The sequence below is a fragment of the Methylobacter tundripaludum genome (assembly GCF_002934365.1).
GTDB lineage: Bacteria > Pseudomonadota > Gammaproteobacteria > Methylococcales > Methylomonadaceae > Methylobacter_A > Methylobacter_A tundripaludum_A.
On sequence record NZ_PTIY01000008.1, the window covers coordinates 129,895 to 148,695 of the forward strand.

The 18,801-nt window shown below is 53.4% G+C and carries 17 protein-coding genes; 11 read left to right on the forward strand and 6 right to left on the reverse strand.

The features are described from left to right. Window positions 1-27: 27 nt before the first annotated feature. Window positions 28-2,454, reverse strand: coding sequence for an ABC transporter permease (locus B0F88_RS11290; protein ID WP_104424037.1), 2,427 nt, complete (start codon window positions 2,452-2,454; stop codon window positions 28-30). Continuing rightward, complete coding sequence (locus B0F88_RS11295) at window positions 2,451-3,158, reverse strand: ABC transporter ATP-binding protein (RefSeq protein WP_104424038.1); 708 nt, start codon at window positions 3,156-3,158, stop codon at window positions 2,451-2,453. The genes B0F88_RS11290 and B0F88_RS11295 overlap by 4 nt, the downstream gene beginning before the upstream one ends. A gap of 85 nt (window positions 3,159-3,243) precedes the next feature. Here B0F88_RS11295 and B0F88_RS11300 point away from each other — a divergent pair, with 85 nt between their 5' ends. The 4 genes from B0F88_RS11300 to B0F88_RS11315 are packed head-to-tail and all read left to right on the forward strand — an operon-like array spanning window position 3,244 to window position 8,510. Next, on the forward strand, window positions 3,244-3,816 hold the full coding sequence (locus tag B0F88_RS11300) for a methyltransferase family protein (RefSeq protein WP_104424039.1): 573 nt from the start codon (window positions 3,244-3,246) through the stop codon (window positions 3,814-3,816). Between the two features lie 47 nt (window positions 3,817-3,863). Further along, window positions 3,864-5,369 carry a phytoene desaturase family protein gene (locus tag B0F88_RS11305; protein ID WP_104424040.1) on the forward strand — a complete coding sequence of 502 codons (1,506 nt, stop codon included), beginning with the start codon at window positions 3,864-3,866 and terminating at the stop codon, window positions 5,367-5,369. After that, entirely contained in the window at window positions 5,366-6,961 is a 1,596-nt protein-coding gene (locus tag B0F88_RS11310) for an aldehyde dehydrogenase family protein (protein ID WP_104424041.1), read from the forward strand. The genes B0F88_RS11305 and B0F88_RS11310 overlap by 4 nt, the downstream gene beginning before the upstream one ends. A 49-nt stretch (window positions 6,962-7,010) precedes the next feature. Next, complete coding sequence (locus B0F88_RS11315; protein WP_104424042.1) at window positions 7,011-8,510, forward strand: phytoene desaturase family protein; 1,500 nt, start codon at window positions 7,011-7,013, stop codon at window positions 8,508-8,510. Between the two features lie 222 nt (window positions 8,511-8,732). On the opposite strand, the gene B0F88_RS11320 is transcribed toward B0F88_RS11315, so the two are convergent. The 3 genes from B0F88_RS11320 to B0F88_RS11330 all read right to left on the reverse strand — a co-directional run bounded on the left by B0F88_RS11320 (window position 8,733) and on the right by B0F88_RS11330 (window position 11,808). Next, the gene (locus B0F88_RS11320; RefSeq protein ID WP_219820834.1) at window positions 8,733-9,614 is read right to left on the reverse strand and encodes a methyltransferase domain-containing protein; all 882 of its coding nucleotides are present in this window, start codon (window positions 9,612-9,614) and stop codon (window positions 8,733-8,735) included. Between the two features lie 73 nt (window positions 9,615-9,687). After that, complete coding sequence (locus B0F88_RS11325) at window positions 9,688-11,532, reverse strand: autotransporter outer membrane beta-barrel domain-containing protein (protein ID WP_104424043.1); 1,845 nt, start codon at window positions 11,530-11,532, stop codon at window positions 9,688-9,690. An 84-nt stretch (window positions 11,533-11,616) separates the two neighbouring features. Beyond that, a complete protein-coding gene (locus tag B0F88_RS11330; protein ID WP_146083348.1) occupies window positions 11,617-11,808 on the reverse strand; it encodes a hypothetical protein in 192 nt (63 codons plus the stop codon). Window positions 11,809-11,832: 24 nt separating this feature from the next. Here B0F88_RS11330 and B0F88_RS11335 point away from each other — a divergent pair, with 24 nt between their 5' ends. Beyond that, entirely contained in the window at window positions 11,833-12,339 is a 507-nt protein-coding gene (locus tag B0F88_RS11335) for a hypothetical protein (protein WP_104424045.1), read from the forward strand. 8 nt (window positions 12,340-12,347) lie between these two features. Here the strand turns inward: B0F88_RS11335 and B0F88_RS11340 are convergent, their stop codons facing one another. Next, window positions 12,348-13,343 (reverse strand): hydrolase, encoded by a 996-nt coding sequence (locus B0F88_RS11340; protein WP_104424046.1) that lies wholly within the window; start codon window positions 13,341-13,343, stop codon window positions 12,348-12,350. A 75-nt stretch (window positions 13,344-13,418) separates the two neighbouring features. Here B0F88_RS11340 and B0F88_RS11345 point away from each other — a divergent pair, with 75 nt between their 5' ends. The 6 genes from B0F88_RS11345 (at window position 13,419) to B0F88_RS11380 (ending at window position 18,765) form a co-directional block, all read left to right on the forward strand. Then, window positions 13,419-13,931 carry an alpha/beta hydrolase gene (locus B0F88_RS11345; RefSeq protein ID WP_104424047.1) on the forward strand — a complete coding sequence of 171 codons (513 nt, stop codon included), beginning with the start codon at window positions 13,419-13,421 and terminating at the stop codon, window positions 13,929-13,931. A gap of 65 nt (window positions 13,932-13,996) precedes the next feature. After that, window positions 13,997-14,428 (forward strand): thioredoxin TrxC, encoded by a 432-nt coding sequence (trxC, locus tag B0F88_RS11350; RefSeq protein ID WP_104424048.1) that lies wholly within the window; start codon window positions 13,997-13,999, stop codon window positions 14,426-14,428. 465 nt (window positions 14,429-14,893) lie between these two features. Next, the gene (locus B0F88_RS11360) at window positions 14,894-15,328 is read left to right on the forward strand and encodes a GlcG/HbpS family heme-binding protein (RefSeq protein WP_104424049.1); all 435 of its coding nucleotides are present in this window, start codon (window positions 14,894-14,896) and stop codon (window positions 15,326-15,328) included. 50 nt (window positions 15,329-15,378) lie between these two features. Further along, window positions 15,379-16,101: an MBL fold metallo-hydrolase gene (locus B0F88_RS11365; protein ID WP_181049890.1), complete on the forward strand. Its 723-nt coding sequence runs from the start codon at window positions 15,379-15,381 to the stop codon at window positions 16,099-16,101. Window positions 16,102-16,533: 432 nt separating this feature from the next. Beyond that, window positions 16,534-17,427, forward strand: coding sequence for a carbohydrate kinase family protein (locus tag B0F88_RS11375; protein WP_104424051.1), 894 nt, complete (start codon window positions 16,534-16,536; stop codon window positions 17,425-17,427). Window positions 17,428-17,514: 87 nt separating this feature from the next. Further along, on the forward strand, window positions 17,515-18,765 hold the full coding sequence (locus B0F88_RS11380; protein ID WP_181049891.1) for a glycosyltransferase: 1,251 nt from the start codon (window positions 17,515-17,517) through the stop codon (window positions 18,763-18,765). Window positions 18,766-18,801 lie beyond the last annotated feature (36 nt).

Below are 18,801 nucleotides of genomic sequence, written 5' to 3' on the forward strand. Positions count from 1 at the left end.
CCCCCAATCAAGCCTCTCTCAACGCCATCAATAGCTCAACCCGGCCCTGACCGCTATTCTGGACGCATTTCGGGCCGGCAAATAAGCCGCCAGCACAGCCAGCATCAGCACAAAGCCTAACCAGGACCCGGCCGACAACAGCGAAAAAACAAAATCCAGATGTATGCCCAGCATGGTTGTTCCCAGTTTTTTGGCTAACGGTTCGGCGACCAGAAAGGCGGCCGGAATGCTGATTAGCCAGGCCAATAAACCATGAAACAAACCCTCGAGTATGAACAGTTTGAAAATGGCCGACGAACTTGCGCCGATGGCGCGCAGTACGCCTATCTCACGGGTGCGTTGCAATACGCCGATAGCCAGGGTTCCTGACAGGCCGATTGCGCCGACAACGGCAATCATTACCGCCAGCCCCAACAGCATGCCGGTAATCGGTCGGAACTGGTTTTCGGCAAACTGGCGTTGTTCCAGTTTGGCCAGCGTAGTGTAAAAATCCAGTTTGATATGTTGCTGTTGGAATGCAGTTTTTAATGCTTCAACATAGGTTTTTTCTTCCGCCAGGGAATGAATGTCCGCTGACAGCAGCGCAAACGAATGCCTGCGTTCGTTCAAGTTACCCGGCTGAATGGTGCTTAACGGCGCATAAACCGGTTCCACGGCATAGCCGGAACCGGCAAACCAGCGATATAGGCCGATGACCTGCCATTCGTGAGCCGGTTGTTGCATCAGCTTGGCGCTGAGCGTATCGCCGACGTGTATGCCGTTTAGTTCGGCGGTCTCGGCGTTGATAACCAGCCGGTTCTGACGGTCATCGGCTGGGTCGAGCCAGCGTCCGGCGACGATTAGCGGGCGATACATCGAGGTGTCGGTGGGTAACGCGATCATTTGCACGCCCAAGCTGCCGGATTGCCGTATCAACTTGTCGTGCAGGAACAGCTCGGCAGGCAGGCGGTTCCAGAATTCCACGGCGGCGGTTGGCGGGATGTTCCGCACGATGTCTTTGACGATTTCGGCGGGCTGGTCTTGCGTAAATCCGACGCGGACGGCATAGCGGCTACGCGCCAATTCGTTGTCCAAGGTCAGGTTAACCGACGCAATCAGGCTCATGATGACGATGAACAGCACGCCGGCAATAATCAGCACGCTTTGCGTCCACAGCAATCGCGCTTTGCGGCGCAGCAAATTACCCAGCGCGACGGCGTAAAGCGTCGGCAACAAAGCTGCGGCGGCGCGCTCAAGCCAGCGGTCAAAGCCGCGACTGACAAAATCCGCGCCTAATCCGTAACTGGCAATGGCCTGCCTGACCGACATCGAGGCGCCTTTCCAGACCGGCCACAACGCCGCCAGCAACGGTGCGAGTAAACCGCCTGCAATCATCAGATACAAAGCTTGCGATGAATAGACAAAGCCGTTCAACCCGATATTGAACACATCCAAAATCCAGCGGCTGCTGTAAAAAGCGCCTGCCCAACTCAACGGTACGGCGATCAGCAACGCGATCAACGACAGAATAAACACTTCGGACAAATAGAGGTTGGCGATTGTCCGGCGGCGCGCGCCCAACGATTTCATAATACCGATCTGGTCGGTTTGCTGGGTAATCAACGCGGCAACAGTGTTTAGGATCAATACCGAACTCAATGCCAGCGATGCCCATGCCATGACGGTCAACACCAGGTGAATGCCGGAAAAAATCGCCCGGCCCCAATGCCGGTCGGGATTTTGCAATAACGTGGCGTTGACGGCTATGCCCGATGCCGCCAGTTTTGCGCGGATTTCACCGGCGATATGACGGGTTTTTTCCTCGCTGTACGGCGGCTTTATCTGCACCAGCAACTGCCTGAAGGTATGCGCGGGTATGCCGAAAACCGGAGCCAGTTCCGGCGCGATAAAGAAATGCAACGGCCCGCCAAACGCAGGCGGCTTAACAAACGGATGCCGGATAATGCCGTTGATAGCCAGTTTTTCCGCGCCGTTCGCGGTGATAAATTCGATGTTGTCGCCGCTGTTAAGCCCGGCAAATCGCGCAGACAAGCGTTCGACGGCAATGCTTTTGCCGCGTGGAAAACTGCCCGACAATAACGTCATGCGGTCGTATTTTTGATCTTGATAATCGGTTCGGAACAATACTGTCCCGGTTTGCGATTGCGTCGCCCCAGGCGTTTTAAATTGCGCGGTAATCTGGGTCAAGGTATCGATATTGGCAACTCCGTCGATGTTTCTAACGGTTTCGGCGACGGCGATATCGGCGTCCTGCTTGAGCATCAGGCTGATGTGCGACGGTTGCGACTGCCGATGCGCGTTGTCCATGCCGCCCAGTTGCAGGTCCATCATGCCCAGCAGCGTGCCGATCACAAACAAGCCTGTCGCAATGCTGGAGATTGCCAGCAAAGTCCGGGATTTATGAGCGAGTAAATCGGCGCTGACTTTTTGCCGGAGATTGGCGTTGAAAATCATGCGGTTGACTGTTGTTTGGACAGGTACTGATCGTCGTGAATACGTCCGTCATGGATAGCGATGCGGCGCGAGGCGGATTGCGCCAGGTCTTCGTTGTGCGTCACCATCACCAGCGTTTTGCCTTGGCGCTGCAACGCTGAAAACAGTTCAAACACGCTGTCGGCGGTCGCGGAATCGAGATTGCCGGTCGGTTCGTCGGCGACAATCAAAGCCGGATCATTAGCCAAGGCGCGGGCAATGGCTGCGCGTTGTTGCTGTCCGCCCGACACTTGCCCCGGCAATTGTTTGGCTTGTTCGTCCAATCCCACCAAGTTAAGCAAATATCGCGCTCGTTCCAGGCGTTCCCGCTTCGGCAGTTTGCCGACAAAATCCATAGGCAGCAGGATGTTTTGCAATAGATTAAGCGAGGGCAATAATTGAAAAAACTGGAACACAATGCCGACATTCGTCCCGCGCCAAATCGACAATTGCTCTTCCCGCAAGCGGTGCAAGGCGCTACCGTTGACCACGACTTCGCCCCGGCAAGGACGATCGATGCCGGTCAGCAGATTCAATAAAGTCGATTTGCCGTTCCCGGAAGGCCCGACGATCGCAACAAATTCCCCGGCGGTAATGGTCAAGGAAATGTCATGTAAAACAGGCTGCTTTAACTGTCCCAGCGTATAGGATTTATGAATGTGGGTGAGCTGGATGATATTTTGCACGGCAAAAGGCGTATTAATAATGGAGTTATTCTGAAAAGATGGTAGATTCTACCATGTACCGACTTTTAAAGACTGACAACACGGGATGACTTCTATACAACAACTTTGGCTGCTGCTGGGCGGCAGTTGGGCGATGCTGGAAATGGCTATCGTTTATAAAACCCGTTTGCCTTGTCGCCGCTCAGACCGGCAAAAATACCGTTCGGAAAAGCTGATCTGGGTTGTTGTTATCGCCTCGCTGATCGCGGCATTGGCGTTTAAACAACTGCATCTGGCCGTGTTGCCGATCGATTATTTCCAGCGGCAGGCCGTCGCGCTGATCTTGTTAACTATCGGACTGACAGTACGATTTTATGCGGTGCTGAGCCTCGGTCGCTTTTTCAGCACCACCGCAACAACCCAGTCCGAGCATGTCTTGATAGACCGCGGCCCTTACCATTTGATCCGTCATCCGGCTTATACGGGGCTGTTAATCGGTTTTTTTTCGGCGGGACTGGCGATGGGCGATCTCATTGCGATACTGTCCCTGCTGTGTCCGGTCGCTTATGTGTTAAATCAGCGAATTCGGGTTGAAGAACAAGTGCTCATAGAACATTTTGGGCCGGTTTACGATGATTACCGTTTTCGCACCAAGAAACTTATTCCCTGGCTTTACTAATACCCGCTTACAAACTTCCACCTATCCAACTTTAAGAAATCCTATCCATGTCTGAAAAAAAACATATCGTCATCATCGGTGCAGGCCCCGGCGGCCTCTGTGCGGGAATGCTGTTAAGCCGGCGCGGCTTTAACGTCACTATTTTGGATAAACACAGCGAAGCCGGCGGGCGTAACCGGCCGATTCGCCTGGGCGAGTTCGTCTTCGATACCGGCCCCACCTTTTTGCTGATGAAACATGTGCTCGATGAAATGTTCGAATTATGCGGTAAAAACAGCGCCGATTATCTGGACTTCGTCAAACTCGACCCGATGTACCGCTTGCTGTTTTCCGACCGGGCCGTCAACGTCTACTCCGACCGCGACAAAATGCGCGCGGAATTAACCCAAGCTTTCTCCGAAGGCAGCGCAGGCTACGATCTTTATCTGAAGCAGGAAGGCGAACGCTTTAAAAAACTTTACCCTTGCATTAAACGCGATTACAGCAGCCTGAAATCCTTTTTTTCGCTGGACTTGCTGCGCGCTTTGCCTGGTCTTGCGCTCAATCACAGCGTCTTTTCCAATCTGGGCAAATACTTTAAAGAAGAGAAAATGCGCTTGGTGTTTTCTTTTCAATCCAAATACTTGGGCATGTCGCCGTGGGATTGCCCGGCGCTATTTACGATGCTGTCTTATCTGGAGCATGAATACGGCATTTACCATGTCAAAGGCGGCTTGAATAAAATTGCCGCAGCAATGGCGAAAGTCATCGCCGAACAAGGCGGCGTTATTCATACCGGCACGGCGGTCGAATCGCTGATTATCGAAGACAAAACGGTAAAAGGCGTGCGCTTGCAGGACGGCGGCGAGATTGCCGCCGATGAAGTCATTGTCAATGCCGACTTTGCCTACGCAATGACCCAGCTGGTCAAGCCTACCGAATTAAAACAGTACAGTCCCGAGAAAGTGAAAAAATTCGAATATTCCTGCTCGACTTTTATGCTGTATCTGGGTTTGGACACCCGTTACGACTTGCCGCATCACTCGATCGCTTTTGCCGAAGACTACACCACCAACATCAAAAATATTTTCGGCAATAAAATCTTAAGCAAAGACTTCTCGTTTTATGTGCAAAACGCCTGCGTCAACGATGACACCCTGGCGCCTGCCGGGAAATCGGCCCTGTATGTGCTGGTGCCTATGCCCAACAACGACAGCAATGTCGACTGGGAAACCGTCTGCGCCGACATGCGCGAGCAAGTGCTGGATACCTTGGAAACGCGCCTGAATTTAACCGGCATTCGCGACCATATCGAATGCGAAAAAATCATCACGCCGCAGGATTGGGAAACTGACGAACATGTTTTCAAGGGCGCGACTTTCAGCTTATCGCATAAATTCAGCCAGCTTTTGTACTGGCGGCCGCACAATCGGTTTCAGGAACTTGACCACTGTTATCTGGTCGGCGGAGGCACTCATCCCGGCAGCGGCTTGCCGACGATTTATGAATCGGCGCATATTTCCTCGAAATTGATTTGCCAAAAACATGGGGTCAGCTTCGGATTGGAGTCATGAGCGGAGAAATAACCGCTATCTCGGCGCTCAATGACCAGGCATTAAAAACCTACCCGGTCAGCAGCAGCGCCGAAATCGGCGAGGCAATGGCAGCGGCCAGGCGCGCAGCGGCTGTCTGGGCTAAAATCGATGTCAAGCAGCGCGTTAAACAACTGGCGCAATTGGAAAGCGTCATCCTGGCCGAACTGGATGCGGTCACCGAGGTCATCATCGTAGCGACCGGCAAGGTGAAAACCGAAGTGATACTCGGCGAAATCTATCCGGTGCTGTCCTTGTTGCGCTATTACAAAAACAACGCCGCAAAGATACTCGCTCCCTGCCCCGTCTTCACCGCCCCCTTGGCCTTCCCGCAAGCCGAAGCCGGCTATGAACGCCGACCTTACGGCGTGGTTGCGGTCGTTTCGCCGTGGAATTTTCCTTTTCAACTGACCTTAAGCCCATTATTGACGGCGTTGATTAGCGGCAATGCCTGCATTTTTAAAATGTCCGAATTGAGCTTGCCGGTCGGCGAGTTGCTTATGCAATTGCTGTCCAAACTGGATTTACCGCAAGGCTTGGTGCAACAGGTCACAGGTTTCGCCGAAACAGGCGAACAATTAATCGACGCCAGGCCCGATCTGGTGTTTTTTACCGGCGGCGTAACCGCTGGCCGGGCGGTCATGGCAAGAGCCGCGCAACATCCGGTACCGGTTATCCTGGAGCTCGGCGGCAAAGACGCGATGATTGTATTTGCCGACGCCAACCTGGAACGCGCGGCAAAAGCGGCCATGTACGGCGCGTTCAGCAATAGCGGGCAAGTCTGCGTCGCCATCGAGCGCTGCTATGTCGAAGCCGGTTGTTATGCGGAATTTGTCGATATGCTGAAAGATGCGGCGGCGAATGTCGCCGTCGGTCACGGCGCGGTCGGCGACCTGGGCGGGCTGACCACCTTAAAGCAATTCGCCGTCATCGAAGCCCACTACAATGATGCGCTTGCCAAAGGCGCAAAAGCCTCGTCGCCGTTGCGTCTGGAAGGCCGCTACCTGCATCCGGTGGTGTTATGGGACGTCACCCACGACATGCGCATCATGCGCGAAGAAACGTTCGGACCGCTGTTGCCGGTGATGGCGTTCGGCTCCGAACAACAGGCCGTAGACTTGGCTAACGACAGCGATTACGGCCTGAACGCCAGCGTTTGGAGCAAGGACATCAGCAAAGCCGAGCGTGTCGCCGGACAATTACAGGTCGGCAACTGGGCGGTCAATGATGTGATCAAAAATATCGGTCACCCGGGTTTGCCGTTCGGCGGCGTTAAAAACAGCGGCTTTGGCCGCTATCACGGCGCCGAAGGCTTGCGCCATTTCACTTATACCGTTGCCGGATTAACCAGCCGCAGCCCGCTAAATGATGAGCCCAACTGGTTTCCGTATTCGGACGTCCGCTACCTGCAAATGCGCGGCTTTATTGATTTTGTGTTCGGCAGCGGCGGTTTATATCAAAGGATTGCCGGAAATTGGCGGCAATTGCAGGCATTCCGTGGCTATGCGTCGTTGAATTTGCGCCAGCATTGGCATAATTTGTCGATTTTAATATTTAAAAGATCTATCGGCTGAGCTGCGTAAACTCAGGTTTACGCTTTCTACAATGAACAGAGATAATTGAATGAACGACAACAATAAACCGCATATCGTAGTGATCGGCGCCGGTCTGGGCGGCCTGTCCGCCGCTATTTCCTTGGCAACGGAAGGCTTCAGCGTCGATTTACTGGAAAAGAACGACAAGGTCGGCGGCAAGTTGAATGTGCTGGAAAAAGACGGATTCACCTTTGATTTAGGCCCATCTATCCTGACCATGCCGCATATTTTCCGCAAGCTGTTTGAGCGCGCCGGTAAAAATATGGACGATTACGTCGCGATACAATCCGTCGAACCGCATTGGCGCAATTTCTTTGAAGACGGCGGCACACTGGATTTAAGCTCGGATCCGGTGCGCATGAAGCAGGAGCTGGACAAGCTCGGCCCGGATACCGCCGGGGAGTTCGACCGGTTTTTGGCGTATTCGAAAAGGCTTTGCGAAGTGACCGAGGAAGGCTATTTCGCGCAAGGCCTGGATTCATTCTGGGACTTGGTCAAGCACTATGGCCCGGTTAAAAGCTTGCAGGAATTTGATGTCTTCCGTTCGATGGATCAAGGCGTCAGGCGTTTTATCAAAGATCCGAAACTGGTCGACGTGCTGAATTATTTTATTAAATACGTCGGTTCCTCGCCTTACGATGCGCCCGCGTTGATGAACCTGCTGCCGTATATCCAGTTCGGCTACGGACTGTGGTACATCAAAGGCGGGATGTACGGCATGGCGCAAGGCTTGCAAAAGCTGGCTGTTGAGTTGGGCGTGAATATCCAGGTTAACGCCGAAGCTGCGGAAATCCAGCATAATGCCGGACGCGCATCCGCGGTGCGTCTAACCGACGGCAGGGTTATTCCGGCCGATATTGTCGTTTCCAATATGGAATTGATACCGGCTTACCAAACCCTGTTGAAAGGTCATGACAAAGAAATCCGGCGGATAGAAAAGTTCGCCCCGAGTTGTTCAGGGTTGGTTTTACATCTGGGCGTAGACCGCATTTACGAACAACTGGCGCATCATAATTTCTTTTATTCCGATCATCCGCGCGAGCATTTCAACGCGATATTTCACGAGCACCGCTTATCTGAAGACCCGACGATTTATCTGGTCGCACCGTGCAAGTCCGATCCGAATCAAGCGCCGGCGGGCTGTGAAATCATTAAAATCCTGCCTCATATCCCGCATCTTGACCCCGAGCGCCCGCTACAACCGAAAGATTACGCCGCGATGCGCGAGCGTGTATTGCTTAAACTGGAAAGAATGGGCTTGACCGACTTAAGAAAACATATCGTCTGCGAAGAAAGTTGGACGCCGGTTGATATACAGGAGAAATATTATTCAAACCAAGGCTCCATTTACGGCGTTGTTGCAGACCGCTTTAAAAACCTGGGCTTTAAGAACGCCCAGCGCAGCAAGGTGTTAAAAAACCTGTATTTTGTCGGCGGCAGCGTCAATCCGGGCGGCGGCATGCCGATGGTGACTTTGTCCGGGCAGTTGGTGCGGGATAAAATCCTGGCCGATCTGGGCAGCGGTTAAATAATTGCCGACGCTTCAAAAATTGAGTCCCGGCTGAATCTGACCATATCCTTAGCCCAAAACAGTTATTCAGCGTAAGTTGGGTTGCGGCCTAGGGAAGCGCTGAATAAATTGATTTCGCTCATGATTCGACAAGCTCACCACGAACGAAATCAAAAACTTACCGTTCATCCTGAGCTTATCGAAGGACTAAATCAGCGCTTCCCCAGACATTCAGATTTTTTATCCGTTTGTTACAACCTCGGCTTGAAGCGCGTTTTGCAAAGACAAAATTGAGCCCCCGGTGCGATAACTAAAGGCCACACGAAGAGTATCACCAGACTGCACTCTGACCGGGCTAGCCAAAGGAAGAGCCATGTAACGATTTAACCAGTCGATAGTCGATTTTTCTTCTTCTAAAATAGCGAGAACATTTTTTGTAATAAAACGTAACGCGCTAACAGTGCCGTTTTCCGTAATTATGAAAAAACCTTCCCATGAAATGTCGCGTTCAGTATGCTGAGTGAAGTCAAGAACGCTGTAAACTAAAGGTTCCGCCAGTTCTATACACCCCTCCTGATCGCCGAAATCCTGAACCATGGAGATGGGGGCGTAGTAGCCCTCAAAAATAAATTCTTGTTGCAATGGCTGCACGGCTAATATGGCGGCTGTCGGCATCAAGAGCGGCAGAGTTGCGCCAAAGCGCTGCTGATAGCGATGCTTAAAAGACTCCACCACTTCAACTTGCTTTTCCCGAAGCATTGCAACGTGAATCATTTCGCAAATCATGACATCGACCGGCTCAGGGGGGAGGTAATCAAACGCATTGGCCTGCACAACTTCGACTTTATGGCCGTTGTGATTTTTTTCCAATATCCGGCGCGATACATTAACCAGGTCGGGATTGAATTCGACGCACCATACCTTGTCAGCCTTTGCCGCAGCAAACCATGACAATACGCCCGTTCCTCCGCCAAGCTCCAATACTTTACTTCCGGGAGCAACTGCATAATCGATAGCGGCTTTAAAGCTTTGCATCCGGTTTTTATCCTTGAGCATCGCCAAATGGTATTGAAGAGGGATAAACTGTCCTAAGTAATTATCATCATCTTCTTGTGTTGTCATTTATCGATTTTCTCATGGTTGCTGTGTAAGGGGTAACACCAAATATTATACCCGCGATCAATAACGGTTAGCGTCAAAAATGCCAAGCGCCATTCGCCATCACCGCACTCGCCTCAAGCCCGGAACCCCGTTCGTAGTTATACGTCAACGCGACTTCCGCGTTGTTTCTGCGCCCTGAAAAACCGAAACCCAGCTGCGTAAGGTCGGCTGGAGATCGCCAGCTAGCGGACTGGAAGGTTGCCGTCTGTCCCTCGAAACCGGCGGTGAGGGTTCCGTTATTGCTCCAGAGCCGGGGCGATGTCAACACGCTGCTATCCACCGACCAGTCCAGACTGGCGGCCTTGCCCAGCGCCACCTCCAGAGAAACACCGACACGGGCGCGCAGGTCGTCCAGGGTTTTTGATTGCACCGCCAAATTGATGCTGCCGGCTCCTTGTTCTGTAAATTTATCCCGGTCGAAACGCTGGTACTCAATGCCCACGAAAGGCGTCAGCTTAACCTTCTGCAAAGAAATCGCCCGCGCAATCTTGTCTATAGAAAAAGCCCGCGCAACATCAAAACGCGCGCCGCTGGCCAATGCATCGCTTGATCCGTCGGCGGTTCGGTTCACCTCGAACGAGTATCCGCGCCACAAACCTGCGTCGGGAATATTGATGTTTCGCTGAGTGTCGATACTGCTGTATCCCAAAAACACCTGCCCGGTCGCCATCAACGCATCCGCCCGATAGGCGCCGTAACCGCCGAGATAGCCGGACTGTAGTTTTCCCTGGCCGGGCGCGCTCGCCGCCCAATCAAGATCGGAAGTCAGGTAGCCTGCCGCCGCCCCGAAATTCCAATTCTCCCGGCGAACCGTTTCAATGCCTGCAACCACCATCGCGGTATTTTGGGTAAAGCCGGTGCGGTCCGAGTCGGATGACTGCCTGGCCCAGGTTCCTTGGGCATGCATCCAGGTCCGGCGTCCCTTGTCATCGGTTGCCGAGACAGCCCTGCCGCCAGGGGAAAAACTGCCGGAAGCCGCAGTCAACTGGTTCATGAACAGTCTCGATTGATGCAGACCGGCTCGCCCGAGCGCCCCAAGGCGTTCGGCGCCCATTTGGTTGATCGCTTGTTGCAGTTTTTGATCGCCTGCCGGTGCGGAAAGATTGATCAGGTCCAGCGAGGTCATCACCTTGTCCAGATCGCTGTAGGCTTGGACAGTCAGGCCGTCCATGTAACCACCCACCTTCAGCGCATTGCCGGTAAGCCGGGGGCTGTAAGCAAGCAGGTTGTTCTCCGGCATCGGAGAAGCGAGGACGTAATTCCCGATCGGAACCTGAAAGCCGGAGACGTCTCCGGCGTTTCGGCCGATATAATATTGGATGCCGCCGCCCGCCCCCCAGTAACTTCCGACAGGCGCCACGATAGAGCTTGTGATTGGACCGGCGGGTCCGCTCCAGAACGTAACCCCGGACGGAACCAGGGCCAGCGCGAAAGTGTTGTTCCGGGTGCCGTCGGGATAGATCGGCAAGGCCAGCCGATCCAGCAGCAGCGCACGGCTGAGGCCCCGGGTTTCGGCAATCGGCGATATCCAGCCCCCCGCCTGTCCCGCCTTGCTGGAATCCGTGGGGACATAGTAGGAACGGATGCCGATGAAGGGTTGCGTCGTCTGGACTTTATAAACGCTGGTGCCCGGCTCGAAGGGGGGGTTGCCGGTAGCGCCGACTGTTACGGTGTTCACGTGATCGGCTGAAACATTGGAATCCAGGATGATCAGCCCGGGGATGTCGATCGGCGTCGCCGTGCCGGTGGCGTAGGCATTGGCTGTGACGGCGCTGCATAGCAACAGAACCGCCGCGTGAATGCCGATGCCCGGTTTGCGTGGCGCTAAAGAGGAACTTTTTGCTTGAGGCACAGACTTGATATTGTTTTTTTGTTTCATGATGTAATTCCCATGTTTCCGATCTTGGGTTTGTTCGTTTTAGAGGCTGATGAAAGCCCCACGGTTACGCCGCACAATCATGTGTCAAATCCGGCAGGGTTCGCACAGCGAACCCAAGCAGATCAATTGCTTCGATGCTTCACGATCATATAGGGCATCAATACCCGGATCAAGACTTGATTCCATGCCCTGCGTCAATGCCGCAATACAAGCCGTGATAAATTTGCCGGCTCGTTCTTTTGGCTTCTGTTCCCCCGCCTGCAATGTTATAGTCAAAAAAAACTCACACGATATTCGCCCATGATCGGATTTATTCTTTGCAGCTTGTCGCTGGCGGTTCTGGTTCAGAACCCAAACTCTTTTTTGCAACTGCTTGCCACGCCTGAGGCTTTAGGTGTCGGCCTGGCGCTGACGGCTGTCAGCCTGCTGCTCGGCTATTTGAAAAAGGTCCCCACCACGGTCTGGCACGACGGCTTTTCGGCCAGCTGTCTGTTGGTCTGGTACGCATACTGGGAGCCTCAGTTTAACAACGATGCGCCGATGTTCTTTTTCTTCCCGCTGTATTATGCGCTGTTAACCTCGATCGTGACGGCGGCCCTAATCAACAAAAGCCAGTATTTCGATCAGGAGTCGGTGGCGAACCTGCGTTACCTGGAAAAAAACACCCGCGTCAACTCCGCTGCGATTGTCGCGATTGTGCTGATTAGCCTGCTGATCACTCGCCATTACACGCTTTACCCGATAGCGATGACTTTTTTTATACTCCGCCACACAATGGTTGTCTGTCTTGAAATTATCGACAGCTGACCGGTCCGTCATGCAACGCGGTGTCTGAGCAAAAACTCAGGTATCCGCCGTTCCAACCAATATTCCGGCCTAAACGGGATCAATCCCGAGATGAAGCCCACATGGCCGCCGTGTTCAGTGAATTCCAATTGCACCCGCGGCGAGACTTCATCCGGGCCGGGCAGGACTTCCCGAGTCATAAACGGATCGTCAACCGCCTGAATCACCAGCGTGGGTACCGCGATCGATTTGAGGTATTGCCTTGAGCTGGAGCGCCGGTAATAATCATGCACATCGTCAAAACCATGCAATTTGGCTACGACCCGGTCATCGTATTGCCAGAACGAACCGATTGCCGATAAATCGCCCAATTCCCTGACCTTCATCGCTTCCTGAGTTTGCCCTGTGCTGTCCAAATGTTGCAGCTTGTTATGCATGTAGGCTTTTAACTCGTCCAGCAACACGCCGCGATAGAGCCTTGAAAAGCCCTTATCCAGTTTTGTTGCGCAAACTCCCAACACTAAAGGCACGGAAACCGCGACGGCGGCGAACAGGTTCAACCGGCTGCCTTGCTCGCCCAACCACTTTAAAACAACATTGCCGCCTAATGAAAAACCGACGACGGCTAGAGGCGTATCGGGTTCGCGCCGGCGCAAGGTTTGATAGAGGAACTGAATATCCTCGGTCTCGCCTGAATGATAACTGCGCGCCCTGTTGTTGGACGATCCGCTACAGCCGCGAAAATTAAGCGCGGCACTGCGGAATCCGTGTTTGAGCAAAACGCTTTGCAAGCCTTTGATATAGCCCGATTGCGAACTGCCGGTTAAACCGTGTACCAGCATAACCAGCGGTTGCTTGCCTGTCCCGCAATAATCGATGTCGATAAAATCATGGTCGGGAGTCTCCAACCGTTCGCGGCGATAATCAGGCGGATTAGGCGCTTTCCTGAATAAGGACGGATAAATAGTCTGCAAATGCCTGTTCCTTAACCACCAGGCGGGCTTGAATGTTGTTTTGATGCGCATGTCTTATAGATTTCCGTAACAAGAATGGCTGATTGTAATACCATTCGCTAACAATCAATCTCTCCGGTTACCGATATGCAAAAATTAGTCATCTACAATCACGGAAAAGACAGCATACCTTGGGGCGAAAAGACTCTTCAATTTGCCGACGTTGCGAAGCATTACGGCTATGCGTTTGAAAGCCCGGATTACCGGGAACAATTGGATCCCGATAAGCGCGCCGGGCAACTGCTGGCGATGGATTTGTCCGGCTATGATGAAATCGTGTTAATCGGCTCCAGCATGGGCGCTTATGTTGCAACCGTGGCGTCGGCATCGATCAAACCCAAGGGGCTTTTCCTGTTGGCGCCCGCGTTTTACCTGCCCGGCTACCGGCAAACGGAATTTAAGCCGACCGCCGAGGAAATTAGGGTATTTCACGGCTGGCGGGACGATATTGTGCCGCCTGAAAATGCGTGGCGGTTTTGCCAAAGCTATCGCGTCCGATTGAATCTGTACGATACCGACCACCGGATGCTCAGCGTGATGCCCCAGTTAAGCGATGAATTCAGCCGGTTTTTGGCGGGGCTCAAAGGACAGGCAATTTAAAGTTGTGTTTTAGAGCCGGCGGCCTCATATTCTAAAAAACCAAACCTTAACACTAGAGGCGCCTTATGAGCACATTGCACATCGTCTGTCCCCACTGCGATACGATCAATCGCATACCCTCCGAACGCAAGTTCCAACATCCCCGATGCGGCCAATGCAAAGAGGCTTTGTTTACCGGGCATCCGCTGGAATTAACCGGCCGCAATTTCCAACGGAACATTGAACGCAACGATATTCCCGTTGTAGTCGATTTTTGGGCCGACTGGTGCGGGCCGTGCAAGACGATGGCGCCATCCTTCGCCCAAGCCGCGGCCACGCTTGAACCGCAGGTACGTTTAGCCAAAGTCAACACCGAACGGGAACAGGGTATTGCCGGACAATTCATCATTCGCAGCATCCCTACCCTGGTCATATTCAAATCCGGCCGCGAAGTCACCCGCAAGTCCGGCGCTATGAGCACTGCGGATATTGTCCGCTGGGTCAACAGCAGTATTTGAGCCTGCTGCAATCCGGCGGGAGACGAAATTGCCCGGCTATCTGCATCGCCCAACCCTGCTTAGCCATACGTCCTGAACCGATGCTTTTGCCAAAATAAGGCATTGTTTTTTATCACCTGATGTTTCGCACGGCTGGTATTTCTCCCGTTTGCCGCGCCGAGCACCGGAGCTTTTATCGAGAACAGCCCGGTAGGGGGGCGGCAGGGATGCCGCACGTCAACAGAGGGGCAGGAGCCCCTTCTGCTGACCCTCGATAAAAGCGAGGAACGCAGGAAGTAAGCGGCAACCGGGTCGCCTTTTCTTTGGTTACTTTCTTTTGGCGACGCAAAAGAAAGTAACTCGCCTTCGGGTGCGAGAACCCGATTCAATTAACTGTCGCGCTAGCGACACCTTAATGTTAAAACGGTCGAAATTCGACTAACTGCGTAACATCAGTTATCACTACAGAAATTTAGGAGTAAGACCATGCACGTAACCTATGAACAAGCGGAAATAGCGATAGCGGCGGCCATTGCCGAATCAAAAAGAATCGGCACGCAAATGTGTATCGCCGTTGTCGATTCCGGGGCCGATTTAAAGGCGTTTGTCCGCATGAACGGCGCTTGGGTCGGCAGCGTCGATATTGCGATCAAAAAAGCCAAGACCGCCTGCTTCTTCGGCATGAACACCGGACAAATCGGCCAACTATCGCAACCGGGCGGCCCGCTTTACGGGATCGAACATTCCAACGACGGCTTGATCACCTTTCCCGGCGGCATCCCCATTGTCGATAACGACGGCATCCTGATTGGCGCGATCGGCGTCAGCGGCAGCTCGGTCGAAAACGATCACCAGGTCGCAAAAGCCGGCGTTGAGGTCATCGGCGTGGCCGATTTGCCGTCCCACCCTTGGCGGACCTGAGTTCGACAGCTTCAGCTCTAGCATTTCTTTAACCAGCCGGAGGAGATCGGATGATGAATATACCTACCGCCGAACAATGGGTTTGCCTGCAATGCGGCTACAACATGATCGGCGAAATGCCCGATATTTGTCCGTTTTGCGGAGCCCGTCATGACCGCTTCATGGCTTGGGATCAGGCCGAAAAAACCTATCGCGTCACAAGCCACGCCGTCAACGATGTGGTCAGCCAACTGCTTTCGGCGCCCAAACTGGGCCTGGAGCATGCGGCTTATCGCGTCGAAACCGGACAGGGCGCGGTATGGATCGATTCGCCATCGGCATTCAACCGCGATCTGGCGCCGGTTGACGCCATTTTATTCACACACCATCATTTCATGGGCGCATCCAACCAATATCGCCGCATCTGGAATGCGGAAGTACGGTTGCATGAGCTGGACGCCAAACACCGCTTGTCCGCATTATTCGATATTGACCGGCGGTTTTCCGATGATTTTGTCGCCTACGGCATAGAGGCATACCATACTGGCGGGCATACGCCCGGCTTTACCTTTTATATCTACAAGGACACATTGTTTATCTGCGATTATGTATTTCTGACCGGCGCGGATATGCGCTTTAATCCCTACGGACCGGAACAGGAAACCATAAAACGGGCGCAACGGATACATGAAGTCGTCAAGGCCAGGCCGCTCAAAACGGTTTGCGGCTATAACTATGTTGCTGATTTTGCCGATTGGCTGGACGGATTTGAGCGCCTTATTCAGCACAGGTGAGACCTGCCTCCGGCTAGCTCGACGTTAAGCTTATTGCGCCTGTTGCGCGGGTTCCCAATCTCCAGATTGGGAATCCAGGAGGCGAAGCTCCAGCTTCGCGAGACAGGAAGCTGGAGCTTCCAAAACCAACTTCCCAAGCTTGAGGGACTGTGAAAGTATTATCAAAATTAATTTAAAAACCTATTCACCACGAAGGCACGAAGATCACGAAGGAAAAATAATTGTTTAAACTCAATACATTGAAAACTGCGTGTCCTTCGTGCCTTCGTGGTGAAGGTTTTTTGCTTTTGTTCTAAAACGAATACTTTCACAGTCTCTTCAGCTTGGGAACCAGCAAAAAATAGAAACGAGGTAAACACTTCATCCGCCATGTAAAATGCAACGTTTTTACCCTGAATTAATTATTTCTTTCGCTGATTTAGCGCCATAACCATGCCCCAAAATGTTGATGTACTGTGCGTAGGACACGCGTCTTACGATTTGATTTTTTCGGTAAGCCGCCACCCGGATGCCGATGAAAAAGTGGTTGCCGACAACCTGCTCGGCTGCGGCGGCGGCCCGGCTGCCAACGCCGCCGTTTGCATTGCCCGGCTGGGCCTCACTTCCGCCTTTGCCGGTTACCTGGGACGCGATCTTTACGGCGACAAACATTTTCAGGAACTGAATGATGAAGGCGTCGACACGCAGTTAATCATTCGCGGCGCGTCCCCTACCCCGTTATCGGCCATCTTGGTCAAGCCCGACGGCAAGCGCTGCTTGATCAATTACAAGGGCGACACCCAAGCGTTACCGGCCGATGCGCTAAACCTCGCCCCTATCCCGGCCAAGGTTGTATTGTTCGACGGGCACGAGCCTTTTATCTCGTTAGCGCTTGCCGAACAGGCGCGGCAAAGCAAGATCCCAACGGTGTTGGACGCAGGTTCGGTGCATGACGGCACGTTGGCGTTGATGAATCGCGTCGATTATCTGGTCTGTTCGGAAAAATTTGCCGTCCAATATGCAGGCGACGAACATAAAGCCTTAAGCCGACTGGCCGCACTTGCGCCGACCGTGGTTATCACACTGGGCGAGCGCGGGCTGGTTTGGCAACGCGGCAATGAACAGGGCGCACTATCCGCCTATCCTGTTACCGCGATCGATACCACCGGCGCTGGCGATGCGTTTCACGGCGCTTTCGCCGCCGCGCTGGCGGCGGGACTGGAGTGGCAGGCGCTGCTTCGATACGCGAGCGCCGCGGGCTCGTTGTGCTGTACAAAAATGGGAGCACGCTTGGGGCTACCCAGCCGACAAGAACATGCCCGATTGTTTAACCGTCCCCTGTTTTAACTACAATTGCCCCTACCGTCAGGGTGCGGCCGGAAGATGTTCGCACCATGCGGTAAATGATTTTTTAACCTGCTTAGGATGAAACTGATGAAAATCGGTATACAAACCTGGGGTTCCAACGGCGACATCCGCCCGATGCTGGCGTTGGCCGCCGGCCTGCAAAAAGCCGGTCACACTGTGACGCTGGTGGTCAGCAGTATCGACAACCACAGTTATCAAGAAATCTCCAGCCAGTTGGGAATCGCCTACCGGCAAGCGCCGGAGCATATCGATTTCGCTATGCAGGATTTTGCCCAGCGCTCGTTTCGGATGAATCCCTTGCAATGGCTTCGGGCGTTGCTTGACGAGGCCTTCTTTCCCCATGAGCAAGCCGTGTATCAGGCCGCGCAACAATTAGTCGCCGATAACGACTATGTGATCGGCCATCATTTTCTCTACCCTTTAAAACTGGCGGCATTACTCAGGCAAAAACCGTTTTTCAGCGTTACGCTTTGCCATGCGGCGATTCCCAATCCCGCCGTTGCACCTTTCCGCTTTCCTGATTTGGGCTGTCATCTCAATAAATTGAGCTGGAAGCTGCTCGACCTAGCGTTCAATTGGGCGCTGAAAAAACCGTTGAGCCGTTTGTGGCTGGAGGCCGGACAGACGCCGCCGGTCAATGTACTGAGCGAACTTTTGACCTCGCAACAACTCAATTTGGTAGCGGTCGATCCGTTGTTTTGCCGCTCGTCCGGGCAGTGGCAGCCGCATCACCAAGCCTGCGGCTTTCTGAACCTAACCGAAGATGCCCGGCATTGGGCGATTCCAACCGACCTTGCCGGCTTTCTCGATCATGGCCCGGCCCCGGTATATATGACTTTCGGCAGCCTGCAACAGGCTGTACCCGACTGGAGCATGGCGCTGTTCTTGGAAGCGGTGAACTTGGCCGGTTGCCGCGCCATTATCCAGACCAGTTCAGCGCGTTATCCTGCGGGCAGCCAGACCGACAAGGTCTATTTCATCGGCAGGCATCCGCACCAACCGCTGTTCAAGCATTGCGCGGCGGTCGTACACCACGGCGGCGCAGGCACTACCCATGCGGCAACCCGGTCAGGCTGCCCGTCCGTGGTGGCGCCGTTTATGGATGAGCAATTGTTCTGGGCCAGGCAACTGCAAGCGCTGGGTTTGGCCGGGAACCCCCTGCCCGCAAAAAAAGTGACCGCCGCCGCTTTAGCCGAGGGCATACGCAAAGTCTTAAGCTCAAAGACAATGCAAGACAACGCCAAACAAGTAAGCCAATCCATGCAAAGCAACGACGGAACGACTCGGGCGGTGCAACTGTTGGAAGCACAGTTTTAAAAACCTGCTTTCTCCTATTGCAGATTCGAGAAGATC